A 19,286-nucleotide genomic window follows, 5' to 3' on the forward strand; every position below is an offset into this window, starting at 1 on the left:
CAGCTCGTCGCCCCCGCTCCCCGGGCGGCCCTTGGCCGGCCCGCCCCGTCGCACCACACCAACAACCCCAACCTGTGGGCGGTGCGGGGGGGGGGCCCCCCCCGGGGGGGGGCCCCCCCCACTCGCCTTTTTTCGTTTCAGCCGAGCGTCAGGCTCCGCAGGACAAGCCCGGTCGCCGGCTTGGGGCCGAGCGACGTCGACTTGCGCGGCATCGTGACCCCTTGGCGCGCCAGATCCCGTACGACCTCCTCGCGCACCGGATGCATCAGCACCGCCGTCCCCCCGACCCGTTCGGCCTGGGTGACGGCCGCCGCCGTGTCGTGCAGATAGGCGATGTGCTCGGGCGCGTCCGGGATCCGCCAGAGGTGGTCGAGCAGCGCGGCGTGCAGGACCGTCGCGTCCAGTTCCCGCCAGGCGGCGGGCTGTTCCGCCGGTACCGTACGGGCCAGCAGGCCCTTGTCCGGGCGGTCCACCAGGTGGAAGCGGCCGTCCCCGGCCAGCAGGAACGCGTTGCTCTCGGACGCGGCCTCCGCCAGCTCGGCCAGAGCCTCCGTCAGCGGGACGTCGAGCGTGCGGACCCGGAACGCGTCCCCGAGCGCGTCGAGGGCCCGCGCGACCGGGAGCCGGTGCAGCAGCCGGTGGATGGCGCGGACCTGGAGGGGGTAGCGGGCCGTGTCGATCAGCAGGACGAGCCCGAAGTCCCAGGGACTGCCCGCCGGATGCTCGGTGCGCAGCCGCAGGTACGTCGCCCAGCGGTGGTGCCCGTCGGCGATGAGGGCCTGGTGGCGCGCGAGGTCGGTCCGGATCTCGGCGAGGTCGGCGGGGTCCGTGACGGACCACAGGCGGTGGGCGAAGCCGTCCTCCGTGGTGGTCGCGAGGAGCGGCGGCCGGGTGAGGGTGCGTCCGATGACCGCGCTCGTGCCCGTCGTGTCCGCTCCCGTGGTGGCGGTGGCGTCGTCGGACCGGTACGTCAGGAGCAGCGGTTCGAGGTTCGTCGCCGTCGTCCGCATCAGGGCCGCCCGGTCCTCCACCACGTCCGGCATCACGTCCTCGTGCGGCAGGACGATCCCGTCGGCCGGCACGGACAGCTCCAGCGCCCCGATGACCCCGCGTTGCAGCAGATCGCCCTTGCGCTGCTCGTAGACGTACAGGGCGGGTTCCGGATCGGCGGCGAGGATGCCCTCCGCCAGCCACGCGGCGAGTGTCCGCGCCGCCTGCCGGTGCCTCTCCCCGGCGGTGGCGGCCTGCGGCAGGATCAGCCGGACGATGTTGTACGGGTCCGCCGACTCCAGGTGGTGGAGTCCGTCGGGCCTGATGACCACGTCGTACGGCGGGGAGGTCACGGCGGACAGGCTGCCCACCCGCTCGGGGACGTAGCGGAGTCCGCGGATGGGGATCAGGCGCAGACCTCTGTTCTCGTCCGGCGGACCCGTGGTGTTCATCCGTGCATCGTATGTGGGGTACGGGATGAGCGATGATCGGGGGAGATGTCCCGAGCGAGGAGCGGAAGACTCGATGAGCGAGCAGCAGCAGAGCACGACCAGGCCCCGCGGCAGTACGACACCGCTGAACGAGGCGTACGACACGGCTCTGCTCGATCTCGACGGGGTGGTGTACACGGGCGGGGAGGCCATCGCGCACGCGGTGGACGCGCTGGGTACGGCCCGGGACGCGGGGATGCGTCTGGCGTACGTCACCAACAACGCCCTGCGTCCCCCGGACGCCGTCGCCGCGCACCTGACGGAGTTGGGGGTGCCGGCCGATGCCGCCGATGTGATCACCTCGGCGCAGGCGGTCGCCCGGCTGATCGCCGAGCAGGTGCCCGAGGGTTCCAAGGTGCTGGTCATCGGGGGTGAGGGGCTGCGGGTCGCGCTGCGCGAACGCGGCCTCGAACCGGTCGAGTCGGCCGACGACGGGCCGGTCGCGGTGGCGCAGGGGTACGGAGGGCCGGACCTGGCCTGGGGGCGGTTCGCGGAGGCCGGTTACGCCATCGCGCGGGGTGTGCCGTGGTTCGCCTCCAACACGGATCTGACGATTCCGAGCGCACGGGGCATCGCGCCGGGCAACGGCGCGGCCGTCGAGGTCGTGCGGATCGCGACGGGCGCGGAGCCGCGGGTCGCGGGGAAGCCGCTGCCTCCGATGCACCGCGAGACGATCCTCCGTACGGGGGCGAAGCGGCCGTTGGTGGTCGGGGACCGGCTGGACACGGACATCGAGGGCGCGTTCAACGGCGGGGTGGACTCGCTGCTCGTTCTGACCGGGGTGACGGACGCGGCGCGGCTGCTCGCGGCGGAGCCCGCGCACCGGCCGACGTATGTGGACGCGGATCTGCGGGGGTTGCTGACCGGGCAGCCCGAAGTCGCCGAGGCGGACGGCGGGTTCGGCTGCGGGGGATGGACGGCGTCCGTGCGGGGCGGTGAGCTGGCGCTCGCGGGGGACGGCGGGGCGATGGACGGGCTGCGGGCGCTGTGCGCGGCGGCGTGGACCCACGCGGGCGACGGGGCGGCCGAGTTGGACGCGGGCAAGGCGCTGGCCAAGCTCGCTCTGTAGGCCGGGGGCAGGGATGTGGCGGGGGTACGGGCCCGGCGGTGCCGGCCCGTACCCTCAGGCGTCCTCGTCGGCCTGGAGCAGCTGGTCCTCGGACGTCCCGCGCCGCCAGTAGCCGGTGAACTTCACCGCCCCGCGGTCGAATCCGCGTTCCGCGACGAGGTGGCGCCGTACCGCCTTCACCGTCGCCGACTCGCCGGCGACCCACGCGTACGGCGTGCCCGGCGGCAGCACGGCGGCGCGGATCGCGTCGGCGGTGGTGGGGGAGTCGCCGTGCGCGTCCCGTACCAGCCAGGTGATCTCGGCGTCGGCCTTGGTGGGGAGGTCCTGGCGGTCCTCCCGGTCGTGGAAGTCGATCCAGACGCGGGCCGGGATGCCGGGGGCCAGTGATTCGAGGATGCCGGCGAGGGCCGGGAGGGCGGAGCCGTCGCCGGTGAGCAGGATCCAGTCGGCGGACTCGGGCGGGCGGAAGTCGTAGCCGAGGTTGTCCTCCTCCACCGGGGCGAGGACGCCGAGCCGGGCGCCGGGGACCGCCGTACCGGCCCAGCGCGCGGCGGGCCCGGCAGCCGGATCGTCCGGTCCGCCGTGCAGTGCGAAGTCGATGACCAGCTCGGACGGTTCGCGGCGCAGTTCGCGGACGGTGTACGTCCGCATGATGCCGCGGACGTCCGGGTCGAGCGCGCGCCAGTTCCCGTACCAGTCGTCCGAGTCCGTCTCCATGGGCGGCATGACGGGCCTGTCCTGACCGGGGTGCGGCAGGAAGAGCTTGACGCGCTGGTCGCGGCCGGCCGTGGCCGTGGCGGCCAGGGTGGCGCCGCCGAGGACAACACGGAGCATGCCGGGGGTGATCCGCTCGGTGCGGACCACATGGACCTCGAAGTACCGGTACGGGACGTGGGAGACGGTGCTCATACGGTGCCCTTCCTCGACGCTTTGCGAGGGTAGGCTAACCTAACCACGTGTTGGTCGACAGTCCCCCCGAACAGAGCCGGGCCCAGAGCCGGGCGCCCCTGGCGCGGCGGCCGGACGCCTCCGGCCCCCGCTCCCGGCGCGGCCCGCGCGCGGCCGGGCTGCTGGTCTCCGTGGGTGTCCTGCTGCTGGTCTGCGTGGCGAGCATCGCGATCGGCGCCAAGTCCGTCCCCCTGGGGGACGTGTGGCACGGGCTGTTCCATGACACCGGCACCGGGAACGACGTGATCGTCGCGGACGTACGGCTGCCCCGGACCGTCCTCGGCGTGCTCGTCGGGGCCGCCCTGGGCCTCTCCGGGGCCGTGATGCAGGGCCTGACCCGCAACCCGCTCGCGGAGCCGGGCCTGTTGGGCGTGAACGCGGGGGCGTCCGCCGCCGTCGTCTCCGCCATCAGCTTCCTCGGCGTCACCTCGGTCACCGGCTACGTGTGGTTCGCCTTCCTCGGCGCGGGGGTCGTCTCGGCGGCCGTGTACGTCCTCGGCGGCACCCGGGGCGCCACGCCCGTGCGTCTCGCGCTCGCGGGCACCGCCGCGACGGCCGCGCTCTACGGCTACGTCAACGCCGTCCAGTTGCTCGACTCGGCGGCGCTCGACCGGCTGCGGTTCTGGACCGTCGGCTCGCTCGCGTCGGCCGACCCGGCGACCGTCGGCAAGGTGTGGCCGTTCATCGCCGCCGGGGTGGCGGTGGCCGCGCTGATCGCCCGGCCGCTCAACGCCATGGAGCTGGGCGACGATACCGCCCGCGCGCTCGGCGCGCACCTGACCCGGACCCGTGTCCTCGCCATGCTCTCCGTCACACTGCTCTGCGGGGCCGCGACCGCCGCGTGCGGGCCGATCGTCTTCGTCGGGCTGATGGTGCCGCACCTCGTACGCGCCCTCACCGGCCCCGACATGCGGTGGATCCTGCCGTACGCGGCCGTCCTGTCGCCCGTCCTGCTGCTCGGCGCGGACGTGCTCGGCCGGGTGGTTGCCCGGCCCTCGGAACTCCAGGCCGGGATCGTCACCGCGCTGGTCGGCGGGCCCGTCTTCATCCATCTCGTACGGCGCAAGAGGATGGCCCGGCTGTGACCGCGTTCTCCCGGGAGAAGGCCCCCGGGCCGGCGGAGGCGGCCCCCGCGAGCCGTGCGGTCCGTGGAGTGCGGGCGATACGGACGCCCGGCGGGCTGTCCGTACGGTTCGACCGCCGGGCCACCCTCGTCGTCCTGCTGCTCACCGCCGCCGCGCTGGCCACCGCCGTGGTGCTCATCGGCCACGGCGACTACCCCATGTCCCCCCGTGACGTTGTCGCCACCCTGCTCGGGAACGGCACGCCCGCCCAGGAGTTCATCGTCCGGGAGGTGCGGCTGCCGCGCGTTCTGGTGGGGCTGCTGGTCGGCGCGGCCCTCGGCATCGGCGGCGCCGTCTTCCAGTCCGTCACCCGCAACCCGCTCGGCAGCCCCGACGTCATCGGCTTCGGGCAGGGCGCGACCGTCGGCGCGCTGAGCGTGATCGTCCTCCTCCACGGTGGGGCGGTCGCCGTCGCGGGCGGTGCGATCGTCGGCGGGACGGTGACCGGGGTCGCGGTCTACCTGCTGGCCTGGAAGCGCGGGGTGCACGGCTACCGGCTGGTGCTCGTCGGGATCGGCGCCGCCGCCATGCTCACCGCCGCCAACCAGTATCTGGTCACCAAGGCCGACCTGGTCGACGCGACCCGGGCCGTCCTGTGGATGACCGGCTCCCTCGACGGCCGGGACTGGGCACAGGTGTGGCCGCTGCTCGCCCTCTGTGCCGTCTTCGTCCCGCTGATCCTCGGCTACGGACGGCCGCTGCGGATGCTGGAGATGGGAGACGACGCGGCGTACGCGCTCGGGGTACGGGTCGAGCGCACCCGGCTGGTCCTGATGGGCTCGGCCGTGGTGCTGGTCGCCGCGGCGACCGCCGCCGCCGGGCCCATCTCCTTCGTGGCGCTCAGCGCGCCCCAGCTCGTCCGCCGGCTCACCCGCTCACCCGGCCCCCGGCTGGGCCCGGCCGCCGTGATGGGCGCGGTCCTGCTGCTCGTCGCGGACCTGCTGGCCACTTCGGCGTTCGGGGACCGGCAGCTGCCCGTCGGGGTGGTGACGGGAGTGCTCGGCGGCTGCTATCTGCTGTGGCTGCTGGTCACCGAGCGCAGGGCGGGGCGCGTGTGAACGACGGCCGTTCATGAAGGAGGCCCGACGACCCGTACGTACGTACCAGAACCCCGTCCCCAGGAGCAGGAGCACGACCATGCAGCGCCTCACCGCGGAAGCCGTGACCCTCGGCTACGACCGGCGGGTCATCGCCCGCGACCTGTCCGTGGCGATCCCCGACCACTCCTTCACCGTGATCGTCGGACCGAACGCCTGCGGCAAGTCGACCCTGCTGCGCGCGCTCTCCCGGATGCTGAGGCCCACCCGGGGACAGGTCCTGCTGGACGGTACGGCCATCCACGCGATGCCCGCCAAGAAGGTGGCCAGGATCCTCGGGCTGCTGCCGCAGTCCTCCCTCGCGCCCGACGGCATCACCGTCGCCGACCTCGTGGCGCGCGGCCGTTACCCGCACCAGGGCCCGCTGCGCCAGTGGTCGCCGGACGACGAGCGGATCGTCGGGGAGTCGATGGTGTCGACCGGCGTCGCGGACCTGGCGGGGCGCTATGTCGACGAACTGTCCGGCGGGCAGCGCCAGCGCGTCTGGATCGCGATGGCGCTCGCCCAGCGGACCCCGCTGCTGCTGCTCGACGAGCCCACCACGTTCCTGGACATCCAGCACCAGATCGATGTGCTCGACCTCTGCGCCGAGTTGCACGAGACGGGCGGCCGCACGCTGGTCGCCGTCCTGCACGACCTCAACCACGCGGCCCGCTACGCCACCCATCTCATCGCGATGCGCGACGGGGAGGTCGTGGCGCAGGGGCCGCCGGCGGAGATCGTCACCGCGGCCCTGGTGGAGCGGGTGTTCGGGCTGCGCTGCCAGGTGATCGAGGACCCGGAGACGGGCACCCCACTGGTCGTCCCGGCGAGCCGGGAGCGCCGGGCGCCGGCGGTCAGAGCAGCGCGCGCAGGCGCAGCAGGTCCCGGAAGCCCGCCTCCAGCCTGACCCGTCCCGACGCCCACGCGCGCGCGAAGTGCAGCTCGCCGTCGACCAGCGCCACCAGGTCGTCCCCCGTCATCGCCAGGCGGATCTGCGCCTTGTCGGGCGGGGGCCCCGGCACGCTGTCCCTCACCTCGATCCGGCCGCCCACCAGCTCGCCCCGGAACGTGAGGTCCAGATCGGTGATGTGGCAGCTCAGGGAACGGTCGAAGCCGGCCGCGGTACGGATGTCCCCGTCCGCGCCCGCCAGATTGTCCGAGAGCTTCTCGAGTGCGCCGCGGCACTCCTCCTTCGTCGCCATCGTGAGCGACGGTACCTCAGGGCTTCGGGGTAGCGTCTGGGCATGAACGACTCCGCGGCGGACACGCGCGACCCCCCGGCGGCCCCCGCCGGTTCCGACTCCGGGCGGGACCCCGGCGCCCCGGCGCCCGTGCCACCGCCCGCCTTCGAGCCGGCCGCCCCCCGGCCGCTCGGCGTGGAACGGGTGCCGACCGGCGACCCCGCCGCGGACGAGCTGCTCACGCGGCTGGCCGACGCCGACCACCTCCCCGCCGACGGGCACCAGGAGGTGTACGAGGATGTGCACCGGGGGCTGCGCGACGCGCTGACCGCGCTCGACGCACGCCCGGCCCCGCAGGGACCCCCGGCGCCCCCGGCGACCCCTCACGCGTACGACCACAGGAGCTGAACCGAACGTGGCAGGACTGGCACGCCGCCGTCTCGATGCCGAACTGGTACGCCGCAAACTCGCCCGCTCCCGCGAGCACGCGAGCCAGCTGATCGCCGCGGGGAGGGTGAGGGTCGGCGGTACCACCGCGACCAAGCCCGCCACCCAGGTGGAGACCAGCGCCGCCGTGGTCGTCACCGAGGACGACGGCGACCCCGACTACGTGTCGCGCGGCGGGCACAAACTCGCGGGCGCGCTCGCCGCGTTCACCCCCCTCGGCCTCATCGTCGAGGGCCGCAGGGCCCTGGACGCGGGCGCCTCCACGGGCGGCTTCACGGACGTCCTGCTGCGGGCCGGGGCCGGCCACGTCGTCGCGGTCGACGTCGGATACGGACAACTCGCCTGGTCGCTCAGGGGCGATGAACGGGTCACCGTCAAGGACCGTACGAATGTCCGGGAGTTGACGCTCGACCAGATCGGAGGTGAGCCCGTGGACCTGATCGTGGGTGACCTCTCGTTCATCCCGCTCGGCCTCGTGCTGCCCGCGATGGTGCGCTGCGCCGCGCCCGGCGCGGACCTCGTCCTGATGGTCAAACCGCAGTTCGAGATCGGCAAGGAGCGGCTGGGCAACGGAGGTGTCGTCCGCAGCCCCGAGCTGCGCGCGGAGACCGTACGGGCCGTGGCCGGGCGGGCCGCGGCGCTGGGCCTCGGGGTGCGGGGCGTCACCGCCAGTCCGCTGCCCGGGCCCTCCGGGAACGTCGAGTACTTTCTGTGGCTCCACGCCGGAGCGCCCGAACTCGATCCGGCGGACGTCGACCGTGCAGTGGCGGAGGGACCCCGTTGACCACGAACACCACGTTGACCGCGAACACCACGTTGCCCATGGACACCACGTTGCCCATGAACACCCCCGAGACCGCGCACACCCCCGAGACCGTGAACACCACCGAGACCGTGAACACCACCGACGAGGCACGTACCGTCTTCCTCCTCGCGCACACCGGCAGACCCGCGGCCATCCGCAGCGCGGAGCTGGTCGTGACCGGGCTGCTGCGCAACGGCATCGGGGTACGGGTGCTGGCGGGCGAGGCGGTCGACCTGCCGCTGCCGTCGTCCGTGCAGACGGTTCCCGAGGCCACCCCCGGTGTCCTCGAAGGCTGTGAGCTGCTGATCGTGCTCGGCGGCGACGGCACCCTGCTGCGCGGCGCCGCGTTCGCCCGCGCCTCCGGGGTGCCGATGCTCGGGGTGAACCTCGGCCGGGTCGGATTCCTCGCCGAGGCGGAGCGCGACGACCTGGACAAGGTGGTCGCCCGGGTCGTCAGCCGCGACTACGAGGTCGAGGAGCGGATGACGATAGACGTCGTCGTGCACAGCAACGGCGACGTCGTCCACCGCGACTGGGCCCTCAACGAGGCCGCCGTCCAGAAGGTGTCGCCCGAACGGATGCTGGAGGTCGTCCTGGAGATCGACGGCCGCCCGGTCACCGGCTTCGGCTGCGACGGCATCATCTGCGCCACCCCCACCGGCTCGACGGCGTACGCCTTCTCGGCCGGCGGGCCCGTGGTGTGGCCCGAGGTGGAGGCGCTGCTGATGGTGCCGATCAGCGCCCACGCGCTGTTCGCGAAGCCGCTGGTCACCTCGCCGACCACGGTCCTGGCGGTGGAGGTGCAGCCGAACACCCCCAACGGGGTCCTGTGGTGCGACGGGCGCAGGACCGTCGAGCTGCCGCCGGGCGCGCGGGTGGAGGTGCGGCGCGGGGCCGTGCCCGTACGGCTGGCCCGGCTTCACCACGCTTCCTTCACGGACCGGCTGGTGGCCAAGTTCGCGCTGCCGGTCTCCGGCTGGCGCGGGGCGCCGCACTGAGCCGTACCGGCAGGCGTGCGCAGGTCAGGGCGGGTGCCTGAGGTACGGAGAGGGCCGCGCGGCCAGTCGTACGGAAGGCCGGACACCGTACGTCCGTGCGAATGAGGGGTGGGGTCCGTCGCACGGCGGTCCCCGGACCTCGTATGGTCATGACCGTGTTGGAGGAGATGCGGATACGGTCGCTCGGGGTCATCGACGACGCGGTCGTCGAGCTGTCGCCCGGCTTCACGGCGGTGACCGGTGAGACCGGCGCGGGCAAGACCATGGTCGTCACCAGCCTCGGGCTGCTGCTCGGCGGACGGGCCGACGCCGCCCTGGTGCGGATCGGCGCGAAGGCGGCGGTCGTCGAGGGGCGGATCACGCTGTCCCCGGGCGATCCGGCGGCGGTACGGGCCGAGGAGGCCGGTGCCGAGCTGGACGACGGCGCGCTGCTCATCAGCAGGACCGTCTCGGCCGAGGGGCGCTCGCGCGCCCACATCGGCGGGCGTTCCGTGCCGGTGGGGGTGCTGGCCGAACTGGCGGACGACCTCGTCGCCGTACACGGCCAGACCGACCAGCAGGGGCTTCTGCGGCCCGCGCGGCAGCGGCAGGCCCTCGACCGGTACGCGGGCGGGACGGTCACGGACCCGCACGCGAAGTACGCGGCGGCCTACCGCAGGCTGCGGGCGGTCGCCACCGAGGTGGACGAACTGACCACCCGCGCCAGGGAACGGGCGCAGGAGGCGGACCTGCTGCGCTTTGGCCTGGCGGAGGTCGCCGGGGTGGAGCCGCTGCCGGGCGAGGACGTCGAACTCGCCGCGGAGGCCGAGCGGCTCGGCCACGCCGAGGCGCTGGCCTCGGCCGCGTCCGTCGCCCACGCGGCTCTCGCGGGCAACCCCGAGGACCCGGAGGCCGTGGACGCGACGACGCTCGTCGGGGGCGCGGGGCGGACCCTGGACGCCGTACGGGCGCACGATCCGGCCCTCGCCGGGCTCGCCGAGCGGATGGGGGAGATCTCCATCCTGCTGGCGGACGTGGCCGGGGAACTGGCCGGATACGCCGACAACCTGGACGCCGATCCGCTGCGGCTGGCCGCCGTGGAGGAGCGCCGGGCGTCCCTCACCTCGCTGACCCGCAAGTACGGCGTGTACGGCAAAGACATCGACGGTGTCCTCGTCTGGGTCGAGGAGAGCACCGCGCGCCTGGCCGAACTGGAGGGCGACGACGAGCGGATCGGCGAGCTGACGGCGGAGCGGGACGCGCTGCGCGCCGAACTGTCCGGTCTCGCCCAGGCGTTGACCGACGCCAGGTCGGCGGCGGCGGCGCTCTTCGCGGAGGCCGTCACGGCGGAGCTGGCCTCGCTGGCCATGCCCCACGCGCGGGTGTCGTTCGACATCCGGCAGACGGAGGCGGCCGACGAGACGTCCGGCATCGAGGTCGGCGGCCGGTCGGTCGTGTACGGCCCGCACGGCGTCGACGAGGTCGAACTGCTCCTGGCCCCGCACCCGGGCGCCCAGCCCCGGCCGATCGCCAAGGGCGCGTCGGGCGGTGAGCTGTCCCGCGTGATGCTCGCCGTGGAGGTGGTCTTCGCGGGCTCCGACCCGGTGCCGACGTACCTCTTCGACGAGGTCGACGCGGGGGTCGGCGGCAAGGCGGCGGTCGAGGTGGGCCGCAGGCTGGCCAAACTCGCCCAGTCCGCGCAGGTGGTGGTGGTCACCCACCTTCCCCAGGTCGCGGCGTTCGCCGACCGTCAGCTGCTGGTCGAGAAGACCAACGACGGCTCGGTGACCCGCTCGGGCGTGACGGTCCTGGAAGGCGAGGACCGGGTACGGGAGTTGTCGCGGATGCTCGCGGGGCAGGAGGACTCGGAGACGGCCCGCGCCCACGCCGAGGAACTCCTCGCCACGGCCCGCGCCGACGGCCCCGGCTGACCTCCCTCTCCGTATGTCACCCGGGTGGGTGAACCTGGAGGGGGAGTTGAGGCGGCGGACACACGAACGACGCTTCCGCGGTGTCGGAACGTGCGTACGGACTGGCATCCTTGACGTACCCCCGATCCCGACCCAGGAGCCTTGGCCACGTGACACCACTGCGTACGGTCCAGGTGCTCGGCGGCGGCAGCGCGGGCAGCAGTGCGCACGTCCGCTCCCTGGCGGCCGGACTGGTCGCCAGGGGAGTGTGCGTGACCGTGTGCGCCCCCGCCGATCTGGAGCGCTCGTACGACTTCGGCGGCGCCGGGGCCCACCACGTACCCGTACCGAGGCGCGGGGACCCGGCCGCGGTCGCCGCGCTGCGGGCGGCGTGCGCGGGAGCGGACGTGGTGCACGCGCACGGACTGCACGCCGCCGCGCGGACCGCGCTCGCGCTGGGCGGGCAGCGGGTGCCGCTCGTGGTCACCTGGCACACCCGCTCGCAGGGCGAGGGCGCGCGCGGGTCACTGACGCGGCTGCTGGAGCGACGGGTCGTCAGGACGGCGGCGGTGGTGCTCGGCACCTCCTCGGAGCTGGTCGACCAGGCCCGGCGGCGCGGGGCGCGGGACGCCCGGCTCGCCCCGCTGGCGGTGCCGGCCGCGCGCCCGCTCCCCGACGGGCCCCGGAACAAGGCCCGCGCCGAATTCGGCGCGGCCGACCGCCCGTTGCTGATGGCCGTCGGCGCGCTCGTCCCGCATCAGGGGTACGACACCCTGCTCGACGCGGCCGCCGCGTGGCGCGGCCTCGACCCCGTCCCGCTGCTGGTCGTCGCGGGCGAGGGCCGGGAGCGGGCGCGGCTCCAGCGCCGAATCGACGGCGCGGACCTGCCCGTCCGGCTGGTCGGCCGCCGGGACGACGTGGGCGAACTCCTCGACGCCGCCGACCTGGTGCTGCTCTCCAGCCGCTGGGAGGCCCGCTCCGTCCTCGCGCAGGAGACGCTGCGCCTCGGCGTCCCCCTCGTCGCCACGGCGGTCGGCGGCAACCCCGATCTGGTGGGCGACGCGGCGGAGTTGGTGCCGTACGGCGACTCGGTGGCGCTCTCGGCGGCGGTGGTACGGCTCCTCGGCGACGCGGACCGCAGGAAGGAACTCGCCGCCGCGGGCCGGGCGCAGGCGGCGACGTGGCCGACGGAGGAGGATTCGATCGCTCAGATGCTCAGCGTCTACGACGAGTTGACGCAGCCGCGACGCGTTCGCTGATCAGGGAAGTCCGGCCCGTCCGGCGATGGAGGACACCGCCGGTGGGCGAAACGATTCATGGCGCGTGACGCCGGGCACGCAGCGCCAGGCTGAGGGCCAGGACCGTCTGCGGGTCGTCCAGGTCCGTGCCCAGCAGCTCCGCGATCCGCGCCAGCCGGTTGTAGAGCGTCTGGCGGTTCAGATGCAGCTCGCGGGCCGTCTCCGCCTTGCGGCCCGCGTGCGCCAGGAAGACCTCCAGGGTGGGCAGCAGGGCCGGCCGCGCGGTCCTGTCGTGCGCGCGGAGCGGGCCGATCGCGCGGTCCACGAAGGCCGCCAGATCCGGATGGTCCCGCAGCCGCCACAGCAGCAGGTCGATGTCCAGGCGGCGGGCGTCGTACCACGGCAGGTCGGTGAGGCCCTGCGCGGCCGTCGCGGTCTCCGCCGCGTGCCGCAGCCCCGCGCTCGCCGCCGCCCAGTTGCCCGGGACCCCGACCACCACGACCGGCGGCTGCGCCCCCGGCCGCTCCAGGCCCGCGCGCTCCACACCGGCCCGCAGCGCCGTCGCGACCCGGTCAGCCACCGCCGTACGCTCACCGTCGGAGCGCAGCCCCAGCAGCAGCGGCACCCGGCCCTCCACCGGGCGCACCCCCAGCAGGACCGGCACGCCCACGGACGACAGCTCCTCCAGTACGGCTCTCGCCAGCAGCGCCCAGTTGCCGGACGGCGACAGCTCCGAGGCCAGCCGCATCACCACGGGGAGCAGCGGCCCGTCGCCCGGCCTGAAGCCCAGCACCTTCGCCTGCGCGGGCGCGTCCTCGGCGCGGATCCGGCCCTCGGCGAGATCCGTCAGGAAGTCGCCGCGCCCCCGCGCCGCCAGCTCCTCCTCCTGGCGGGCCTGCATCAGCACCACCGCCAGGATGCCCGCCGCACGCTCGGCCGCCATCCGGTGCACCGGCAGCAGTGGCGCCGACACGGCGGGCAGGACCAGCCGGGCCCGTACCGCGCCGGAACCGTGCCCGCCGCCCGGGACGTCCACCAGCACGGCGCCCGCGGGCGGCCCCGCCGCGCGGGCCGCGCGCTGCCCGCGCAGCCCTTCCCAGATCTGGAGCGGATCGGCGGCGGCCGGTGCCGAGGCGGGCCCGGCCGCCGGGGCCGCCGCGTAGAGCAGCTGTCCCTCCGCCGTCTCCAGGAAGACGGGATTGGCCGCGAAGTCGGCGAGGATCCGCAGCACCTGCGGCACCCCGCCGCCGTCGAGCAGCGCCTCCGTACAGCGCCGGTGGACCTCCTCGGCCCGCCGCAGCAGCGCGTAGTGCCCGTTGACGATCTCGGTGTGCACCTCTTCGGTCACCGTCACGAAGGGCACCTCGCGGTGGAGCTGGACCAGCGGCAGCCCGGCCGCCCCCGCCGTCTCCACGAGCGTGGCGGGCAGCCGGTCGAACCTCGGCCCCAGCTCGACCACGAGCGCCGCGATCCCGCGCTCGGCGAGCCTGCGCACGAAGGCCCGCTGCTCGGCGGGGCGGGTGCCGAGGCCCAGTCCTGTGGTGAGGAGCAGCTCGCCGCCCTTGAGGAGCGAGGCGATGTTCGGGACCTCCCCGGCGTGCACCCAGCGCACCGTACGGTTCAGCCGGTCCGCGCCCGCGACGACCTCGGGCAGCCCGGCGCGGAGTCCTGGCAGCTCAAGCGCGCGCTGCACGGTGATCCCGTCCTGGCTCTCCATAGAAGCGGAGGCTACCTGTACCGGTACGTTCCGGTCACCGCCCGCCCGTACGGAGGTCCGGTCGGCCCGCACCGGATCCGGTCCGCCCGCACGGGCGGGGCCCCGCCCGGAAGGACGGGGCCCCACCCGCGTGCGGTGTCGCTCAGCCCCCGTACGCGCCCGACGCCGTCAGCCGCAGGGCCGTGTCGATCAGCGGCACATGGCTGAACGCCTGCGGGAAGTTGCCGACCTGGCGCTTGAGGCGCGGGTCCCACTCCTCCGCCAGCAGGCCCAGGTCGTTGCGCAGGTCCAGCAGCTTCTCGAAGAGCTTGCGGGCCTCGTCGACCCGGCCGATCATCGCGAGATCGTCGGCGAGCCAGAACGAGCACGCCAGGAACGCGCCCTCGTCACCCTCCAGGCCGTCCACGCCCGCCTGGGCGCCGGCGGTCGGGTAGCGCATGATGAAGCCGTCCTCCGTGGAGAGCTCCCGCTGGATCGCCTCGATCGTGCCGATGACACGCTTGTCGTCCGGCGGCAGGAAGCCCATCTGCGGGATCAGCAGCAGCGACGCGTCCAGCTCCTTGGAGCCGTACGACTGCGTGAAGGTGTTCCGCTCCTTGTCGTACCCCTTCTCGCAGACATCGTGGTGGATGTCGTCCCGCAGCTCGCGCCAGCGCTCCAGCGGCCCGTCCGCGTCCCCGGACTCGATGAGCTTGATCGTGCGGTCGACCGCGACCCACGCCATCACCTTCGAGTGCACGAAGTGCCGGCGCGGCCCGCGGACCTCCCAGATGCCCTCGTCCGGCTGGTCCCAGTGCTTCTCCAGGTAGCGGATCAGCTTCAACTGGAGCAGCGAGGCGTAGTCGTTGCGGGCCAGGCCCGTCATGTGCGCCAGGTGCAGCGCCTCGGTGACCTCGCCGTACACGTCGAGCTGGAGCTGGTGCGCGGCGCCGTTGCCGACCCGGACCGGGCCCGAACGCTCGTACCCCGGCAGCCAGTCCAGCTCCGCCTCGCCCAACTCCCGCTCACCGGCGATGCCGTACATGATCTGGAGGTTCTCCGGGTCGCCCGCGACGGCCCGCAGCAGCCACTCGCGCCAGGCGCGGGCCTCCTCGCGGTAGCCGGTGCGCAGCAGCGAGGAGAGCGTGATCGCGGCGTCGCGCAGCCAGGTGTAGCGGTAGTCCCAGTTCCGGACGCCGCCGATCTCCTCCGGCAGGGAGGTCGTCGGGGCGGCGACGATGCCGCCCGTCGGCGCGTACGTCAGGGCCTTGAGGGTGATCAGCGAGCGGACCACTGCCTCCCTGTAAGGGCCGTGATACGTACAGTGGTCGACCCATTCACGCCAAAAATCGGATGTGGCCTCCAGCGAGCCCTCGGGGTCGGGCAGCGCGGGCGGCTCCTTGTGCGAGGGCTGCCAGCTGATCGTGAAGGCGACGCGGTCGCCGGGCGCCACGGTGAAGTCGGAGTACGTCGTGAGGTCCTTGCCGTACGTCTCCGTCTCGGTGTCCAGCCAGACCGAGTCGGGGCCCGCGACGGCGACCGTGCGGTTGTCGACCTTGTGGACCCACGGGGTCACCCGGCCGTAGCTGAACCGCATGCGCAGGGCGGAGCGCATGGGCACCCGGCCGCTGACGCCCTCCACGATCCGGATGAGCTGCGGGGCGCCGTCACGGGGCGGCATGAAGTCCGTCACGCGGACCGTGCCGCGCGGCGTGTCCCACTCCGATTCCAGGATCAGCGAGTCGCCGCGGTAGTGGCGCCGCGCGGCCCTCGGGGGCACCGAACCCGCGGGATAGGCGGGTCCGAGCCGCCAGAAGCCGTGCTCGTCCGTACCGAGCAGGGCCGCGAACACGGCGTGTGAGTCGAAGCGGGGCAGGCACAGCCAGTCGACTGTGCCGTCCCGGCAGACCAGGGCGGCGGTCTGCATGTCTCCGATGAGTGCGTAATCCTCGATGCGCCCGGCCACGTGCATCTCCAGTCGAACGGCCACGTTCGCCCCTAAGGGCGATAACTGCGGTCTAAGGGTCGTTGACGAGCATGTTTTCCGGGAACACGGGCGGGGTGGTGCCGTTTGCCGGCCTGCATCGGCAGCGAATGTCCGAGCAGGATACGACGCACCTCGGAGTTCCGCGCCACGCTCCCGGCAACATGGGTCCGCCGAACGGGTGAGCCAAGGGTGACGCGGCGGGAATCCCGGGGAATCCGGCGGGACCCGGGGGGTGCGGCGGCCGGCGCCGTGTGGCCGGAACCAGCCTCCCTTCGGCGCTGATACCCTGGTAGCCCGTGGACCGGTGGACTCCCTTGCTAAGCAATGAGGCCCCGAACCCGCAGCGACGGTGGCCTCCCGGAGATTTCCTCCCCGAGACTCTCAGGGCCCGGCACCGGCACGCACCTCAGACCGCGACCACGGGAGCCCCGTCTTGGCCATGCCGAACCGATCCTCGACACCCTCGACGACCAAGCACATCTTCGTCACCGGGGGTGTCGCGTCCTCCCTCGGCAAGGGCCTGACCGCCTCCAGTCTGGGTGCGCTGCTCAAGGCGCGCGGCCTGCGGGTCACCATGCAGAAGCTCGATCCGTACCTGAACGTCGACCCCGGCACGATGAACCCGTTCCAGCACGGCGAGGTGTTCGTCACCAACGACGGTGCCGAGACCGACCTGGACATCGGCCACTACGAGCGCTTCCTCGACGTCGACCTCGACGGCTCGGCCAACGTCACCACCGGCCAGGTCTACTCGACGGTCATCGCCAAGGAGCGGCGCGGCGAGTACCTGGGCGACACGGTCCAGGTCATCCCGCACATCACCAACGAGATCAAGCACCGCATCCGGCGGATGGCGACCGACGACGTCGACGTCGTGATCACCGAGGTCGGCGGCACGGTCGGCGACATCGAGTCCCAGCCTTTCCTGGAGACCGTGCGCCAGGTGCGCCACGAGGTCGGCCGCGACAACGTGTTCGTGGTCCACATCTCCCTGCTGCCGTACATCGGCCCGTCCGGCGAGCTGAAGACCAAGCCGACCCAGCACTCGGTGGCCGCGCTGCGGAGCATCGGCATCCAGCCCGACGCGATCGTGCTGCGCGCCGACCGGGACGTGCCGCTGTCCATCAAGCGCAAGATCTCGCTGATGTGCGACGTGGACGAGGACGCCGTCGTCGCCGCGATCGACGCCAAGTCGATCTACGACATCCCGAAGGTCCTGCACACCGAGGGCCTGGACGCCTACGTCGTACGGAAGCTGGACCTGCCGTTCCGCGACGTGGACTGGACGGTCTGGGACGACCTGCTGGACCGCGTCCACAACCCCGACCACGAGGTCACGGTCGCGCTGGTCGGCAAGTACATCGACCTCCCCGACGCGTACCTGTCGGTGACCGAGGCGATCCGCGCGGGCGGCTTCGCCAACCGGGCGCGCGTCACGGTCAAGTGGGTCACCTCGGACGACTGCAAGACCCTGGCGGGCGCCGCGCGGCAGCTGGAGGACGTGGACGGGATCCTGATCCCCGGCGGCTTCGGCGAGCGGGGCGTGACCGGCAAGGTCGGCGCGATCCGGTACGCCCGAGAGAACAAGGTGCCGCTGCTGGGCCTGTGCCTGGGCCTCCAGTGCATCGTGATCGAGGCGGCGCGCAACGTCGCGGAGATCCCGGACGCCAACTCCACCGAGTTCGACTCCGGTACGGCCCACCCGGTGATCTCCACGATGGAGGAGCAGCTCGCGTACGTGGAAGGCGCCGGGGACCTCGGCGGCACGATGCGGCTCGGCCTCTACCCGGCGAAGCTCGCCGAGGGTTCCATCGTGCGCGAGGTGCACGCCGGTGAGCCGTACGTCGAGGAACGGCACCGCCACCGCTACGAGGTCAACAACGCGTACCGCGCGGAGCTGGAGAAGAAGGCCGGCCTGGTCTTCTCCGGTACGTCCCCGGACAACAAGCTCGTCGAGTACGTCGAGTACCCCCGCGAGGTGCACCCGTACCTCGTGGCGACCCAGGCGCACCCCGAGCTGCGGTCCCGCCCGACCCGGCCGCACCCGCTGTTCGCGGGCCTGGTGAAGGCCGCGGTGGAGCGCCGTGCGGCGCAGCTGCGGGACAACTGACGCTCCTGCTGTTAGCGATACGGTAGGCACCGGGGTGCGGGTCCTTCGGGACCGGCGCCCCGGTTTCCGCTGGTGCGCTGCTGTGTGGGAGGACGTTTCATGACCATCGAGGACGCTCCGGAAGAGTGGCGGGTCACCGCGACCACGATCCCCTTCCGCGGCAACAAGACCAGCGTCCGTACGGATGATGTGGTCATGCCCGACGGCGCGACCGTGTCCCGCGACTACCAGGTGCACCCCGGGTCCGTGGCGATCCTCGCGCTGGACGACGACGGCCGGGTGGTGGTGCTGCGCCAGTACCGGCACCCCGTACGCCACAAGCTCTGGGAGATCCCGGCCGGCCTGCTCGACGTACCGGGCGAGAATCCGCTGCACGCGGCGCAGCGGGAGCTGTACGAGGAGGCGTACGTCAAGGCCGGGGACTGGCGGGTGCTGACGGACGTCTACCCCTCTCCCGGCGGCTCCGACGAGGCGGTACGGATCTTCCTCGCCCGGGACCTGTCGGAGGCGGGGGGCGCGCGCTTCGAGGTCGCCGAGGAGGAGGCGGACATGGAGCTGGCGCGGGTGGAACTCGCCGACCTGGTGCGGGGAGTGATCAGGGGCGAACTGCACAACACGTGCCTCGCGGTGGGGGTGCTGGCGCTCGCGGCGGTGCTGGCGGGGGACGGCGTCGAGGCGCTGCGCCCGGCGGAGGCGCCGTGGCCGGCGCGGCCGTTCACGTCCTGAGCCGTCAGGTCCGCTGCCTCCGGTCTGAAGAAATGCTGATCCGATTGGGGGACTTGTCCGCCCTGCCTCACCCGGTCGGTCGCAGAGAGTGAACTACGCTCGAATTTCGCCCGCGCGGAGACCCGCCGGGCTCGGCTCGTGCGCAGGCGGACGGAGCGTGGCCCGTGACGGATCAGGCGGTGGACATGGACGCCCTGGGCGGCTCCGCCGCCTCGGACGCGGGGACCGACGGGACGCCGAACACGCAGGGCACGCCGGGCGGGCGGGACGAGCGGGCGGGTGGCGCCGGTGGCGGCCGAGGGAAAAGCGCGAAGGCCGCGAAGACCGCGAAGGCCGCGAAGACCGTAGACAACGGAAAGTCCGCCAAGGGCGCGAAGAGCGGCAAGAGACGCCCGCGCGCGGCGAAGAAGGCGGTTGGCGCGACGGAGCCGGCCGGGGAAGACGTGGGCACGGCGGTGGCGGGTGGGGTGGACGTGACGGAGTCCGACGAGACGCGGCCGCCGTTGCC

At 73.4% G+C, this 19,286-nt stretch carries 16 protein-coding genes; 11 read left to right on the forward strand and 5 right to left on the reverse strand.

From position 1 onward, the window contains the following. Nucleotides 1–137: 137 nt before the first annotated feature. Nucleotides 138–1,442 carry a DUF1015 family protein gene (locus ACIO1C_RS31865; RefSeq protein WP_401870116.1) on the reverse strand — a complete coding sequence of 435 codons (1,305 nt, stop codon included), beginning with the start codon at nucleotides 1,440–1,442 and terminating at the stop codon, nucleotides 138–140. A 73-nt stretch (nucleotides 1,443–1,515) separates the two neighbouring features. Here ACIO1C_RS31865 and ACIO1C_RS31870 point away from each other — a divergent pair, with 73 nt between their 5' ends. Then, complete coding sequence (locus ACIO1C_RS31870) at nucleotides 1,516–2,550, forward strand: HAD-IIA family hydrolase (RefSeq protein WP_401870119.1); 1,035 nt, start codon at nucleotides 1,516–1,518, stop codon at nucleotides 2,548–2,550. A 54-nt stretch (nucleotides 2,551–2,604) separates the two neighbouring features. On the opposite strand, the gene ACIO1C_RS31875 is transcribed toward ACIO1C_RS31870, so the two are convergent. Continuing rightward, a complete protein-coding gene (locus ACIO1C_RS31875; protein ID WP_401870122.1) occupies nucleotides 2,605–3,459 on the reverse strand; it encodes a siderophore-interacting protein in 855 nt (284 codons plus the stop codon). Nucleotides 3,460–3,506: 47 nt separating this feature from the next. On the opposite strand from ACIO1C_RS31875, the gene ACIO1C_RS31880 reads away from it, so the two are divergent. From ACIO1C_RS31880 to ACIO1C_RS31890, 3 genes are all read left to right on the forward strand, one after another. Next, nucleotides 3,507–4,583 carry a FecCD family ABC transporter permease gene (locus ACIO1C_RS31880; protein ID WP_401870124.1) on the forward strand — a complete coding sequence of 359 codons (1,077 nt, stop codon included), beginning with the start codon at nucleotides 3,507–3,509 and terminating at the stop codon, nucleotides 4,581–4,583. A 68-nt stretch (nucleotides 4,584–4,651) separates the two neighbouring features. Next, nucleotides 4,652–5,680, forward strand: coding sequence for a FecCD family ABC transporter permease (locus tag ACIO1C_RS31885; RefSeq protein ID WP_401870439.1), 1,029 nt, complete (start codon nucleotides 4,652–4,654; stop codon nucleotides 5,678–5,680). Between the two features lie 79 nt (nucleotides 5,681–5,759). Further along, nucleotides 5,760–6,608, forward strand: a complete 849-nt coding sequence (locus tag ACIO1C_RS31890; RefSeq protein ID WP_401870127.1) for an ABC transporter ATP-binding protein — start codon at nucleotides 5,760–5,762, stop codon at nucleotides 6,606–6,608. On the opposite strand, the gene ACIO1C_RS31895 is transcribed toward ACIO1C_RS31890, so the two are convergent. Next, nucleotides 6,556–6,903, reverse strand: coding sequence for a sterol-binding protein (locus tag ACIO1C_RS31895; protein ID WP_356431840.1), 348 nt, complete (start codon nucleotides 6,901–6,903; stop codon nucleotides 6,556–6,558). The two genes, ACIO1C_RS31890 and ACIO1C_RS31895, sit on opposite strands and share 53 nt — an antisense overlap. A 42-nt stretch (nucleotides 6,904–6,945) precedes the next feature. Here ACIO1C_RS31895 and ACIO1C_RS31900 point away from each other — a divergent pair, with 42 nt between their 5' ends. The 5 genes from ACIO1C_RS31900 to ACIO1C_RS31920 all read left to right on the forward strand — a co-directional run bounded on the left by ACIO1C_RS31900 (nucleotide 6,946) and on the right by ACIO1C_RS31920 (nucleotide 12,280). Next, nucleotides 6,946–7,290, forward strand: coding sequence for a hypothetical protein (locus ACIO1C_RS31900; protein WP_401870130.1), 345 nt, complete (start codon nucleotides 6,946–6,948; stop codon nucleotides 7,288–7,290). Nucleotides 7,291–7,297: 7 nt separating this feature from the next. Beyond that, nucleotides 7,298–8,113 carry a TlyA family RNA methyltransferase gene (locus tag ACIO1C_RS31905; RefSeq protein WP_401870133.1) on the forward strand — a complete coding sequence of 272 codons (816 nt, stop codon included), beginning with the start codon at nucleotides 7,298–7,300 and terminating at the stop codon, nucleotides 8,111–8,113. A 56-nt stretch (nucleotides 8,114–8,169) separates the two neighbouring features. Beyond that, nucleotides 8,170–9,132 carry an NAD kinase gene (locus tag ACIO1C_RS31910; protein ID WP_401870442.1) on the forward strand — a complete coding sequence of 321 codons (963 nt, stop codon included), beginning with the start codon at nucleotides 8,170–8,172 and terminating at the stop codon, nucleotides 9,130–9,132. Nucleotides 9,133–9,275: 143 nt separating this feature from the next. Beyond that, complete coding sequence (gene recN, locus ACIO1C_RS31915) at nucleotides 9,276–11,042, forward strand: DNA repair protein RecN (RefSeq protein ID WP_401870136.1); 1,767 nt, start codon at nucleotides 9,276–9,278, stop codon at nucleotides 11,040–11,042. Nucleotides 11,043–11,191: 149 nt separating this feature from the next. Then, nucleotides 11,192–12,280: a glycosyltransferase family 4 protein gene (locus ACIO1C_RS31920; RefSeq protein ID WP_401870139.1), complete on the forward strand. Its 1,089-nt coding sequence runs from the start codon at nucleotides 11,192–11,194 to the stop codon at nucleotides 12,278–12,280. 55 nt (nucleotides 12,281–12,335) lie between these two features. Here the strand turns inward: ACIO1C_RS31920 and ACIO1C_RS31925 are convergent, their stop codons facing one another. Further along, nucleotides 12,336–13,976, reverse strand: coding sequence for a PucR family transcriptional regulator (locus ACIO1C_RS31925; protein WP_401870142.1), 1,641 nt, complete (start codon nucleotides 13,974–13,976; stop codon nucleotides 12,336–12,338). Nucleotides 13,977–14,118: 142 nt separating this feature from the next. Next, the gene (locus ACIO1C_RS31930) at nucleotides 14,119–15,927 is read right to left on the reverse strand and encodes a glycoside hydrolase family 15 protein (RefSeq protein ID WP_401870445.1); all 1,809 of its coding nucleotides are present in this window, start codon (nucleotides 15,925–15,927) and stop codon (nucleotides 14,119–14,121) included. Between the two features lie 454 nt (nucleotides 15,928–16,381). Between ACIO1C_RS31930 and ACIO1C_RS31935 the strand changes: the two genes are divergently transcribed. Further along, the gene (locus tag ACIO1C_RS31935; RefSeq protein WP_401870144.1) at nucleotides 16,382–18,052 is read left to right on the forward strand and encodes a CTP synthase; all 1,671 of its coding nucleotides are present in this window, start codon (nucleotides 16,382–16,384) and stop codon (nucleotides 18,050–18,052) included. A 99-nt stretch (nucleotides 18,053–18,151) separates the two neighbouring features. Then, a complete protein-coding gene (locus ACIO1C_RS31940; RefSeq protein WP_401870147.1) occupies nucleotides 18,152–18,778 on the forward strand; it encodes an NUDIX domain-containing protein in 627 nt (208 codons plus the stop codon). Nucleotides 18,779–19,286 lie beyond the last annotated feature (508 nt).

Origin of the sequence: Streptomyces sp. NPDC087420, assembly GCF_044744165.1 — a bacterium.
Taxonomy (GTDB): domain Bacteria; phylum Actinomycetota; class Actinomycetes; order Streptomycetales; family Streptomycetaceae; genus Streptomyces.

Coding starts and splice junctions, on each gene's coding strand:
- ACIO1C_RS31890 (WP_401870127.1), top strand. CDS start 5,760: ATGCAGCGCCTCACCGCGGAAGCCGTGACCCTCGGCTACGACCGGCGG.
- ACIO1C_RS31870 (WP_401870119.1), top strand. CDS start 1,516: ATGAGCGAGCAGCAGCAGAGCACGACCAGGCCCCGCGGCAGTACGACA.
- ACIO1C_RS31895 (WP_356431840.1), bottom strand. CDS start 6,903: ATGGCGACGAAGGAGGAGTGCCGCGGCGCACTCGAGAAGCTCTCGGAC.
- recN (WP_401870136.1), top strand. CDS start 9,276: ATGGTCATGACCGTGTTGGAGGAGATGCGGATACGGTCGCTCGGGGTC.
- ACIO1C_RS31930 (WP_401870445.1), bottom strand. CDS start 15,927: ATGCACGTGGCCGGGCGCATCGAGGATTACGCACTCATCGGAGACATG.
- ACIO1C_RS31925 (WP_401870142.1), bottom strand. CDS start 13,976: ATGGAGAGCCAGGACGGGATCACCGTGCAGCGCGCGCTTGAGCTGCCA.
- ACIO1C_RS31910 (WP_401870442.1), top strand. CDS start 8,170: ATGAACACCCCCGAGACCGCGCACACCCCCGAGACCGTGAACACCACC.
- ACIO1C_RS31940 (WP_401870147.1), top strand. CDS start 18,152: ATGACCATCGAGGACGCTCCGGAAGAGTGGCGGGTCACCGCGACCACG.
- ACIO1C_RS31935 (WP_401870144.1), top strand. CDS start 16,382: ATGCCGAACCGATCCTCGACACCCTCGACGACCAAGCACATCTTCGTC.
- ACIO1C_RS31875 (WP_401870122.1), bottom strand. CDS start 3,459: ATGAGCACCGTCTCCCACGTCCCGTACCGGTACTTCGAGGTCCATGTG.
- ACIO1C_RS31900 (WP_401870130.1), top strand. CDS start 6,946: ATGAACGACTCCGCGGCGGACACGCGCGACCCCCCGGCGGCCCCCGCC.
- ACIO1C_RS31865 (WP_401870116.1), bottom strand. CDS start 1,442: ATGAACACCACGGGTCCGCCGGACGAGAACAGAGGTCTGCGCCTGATC.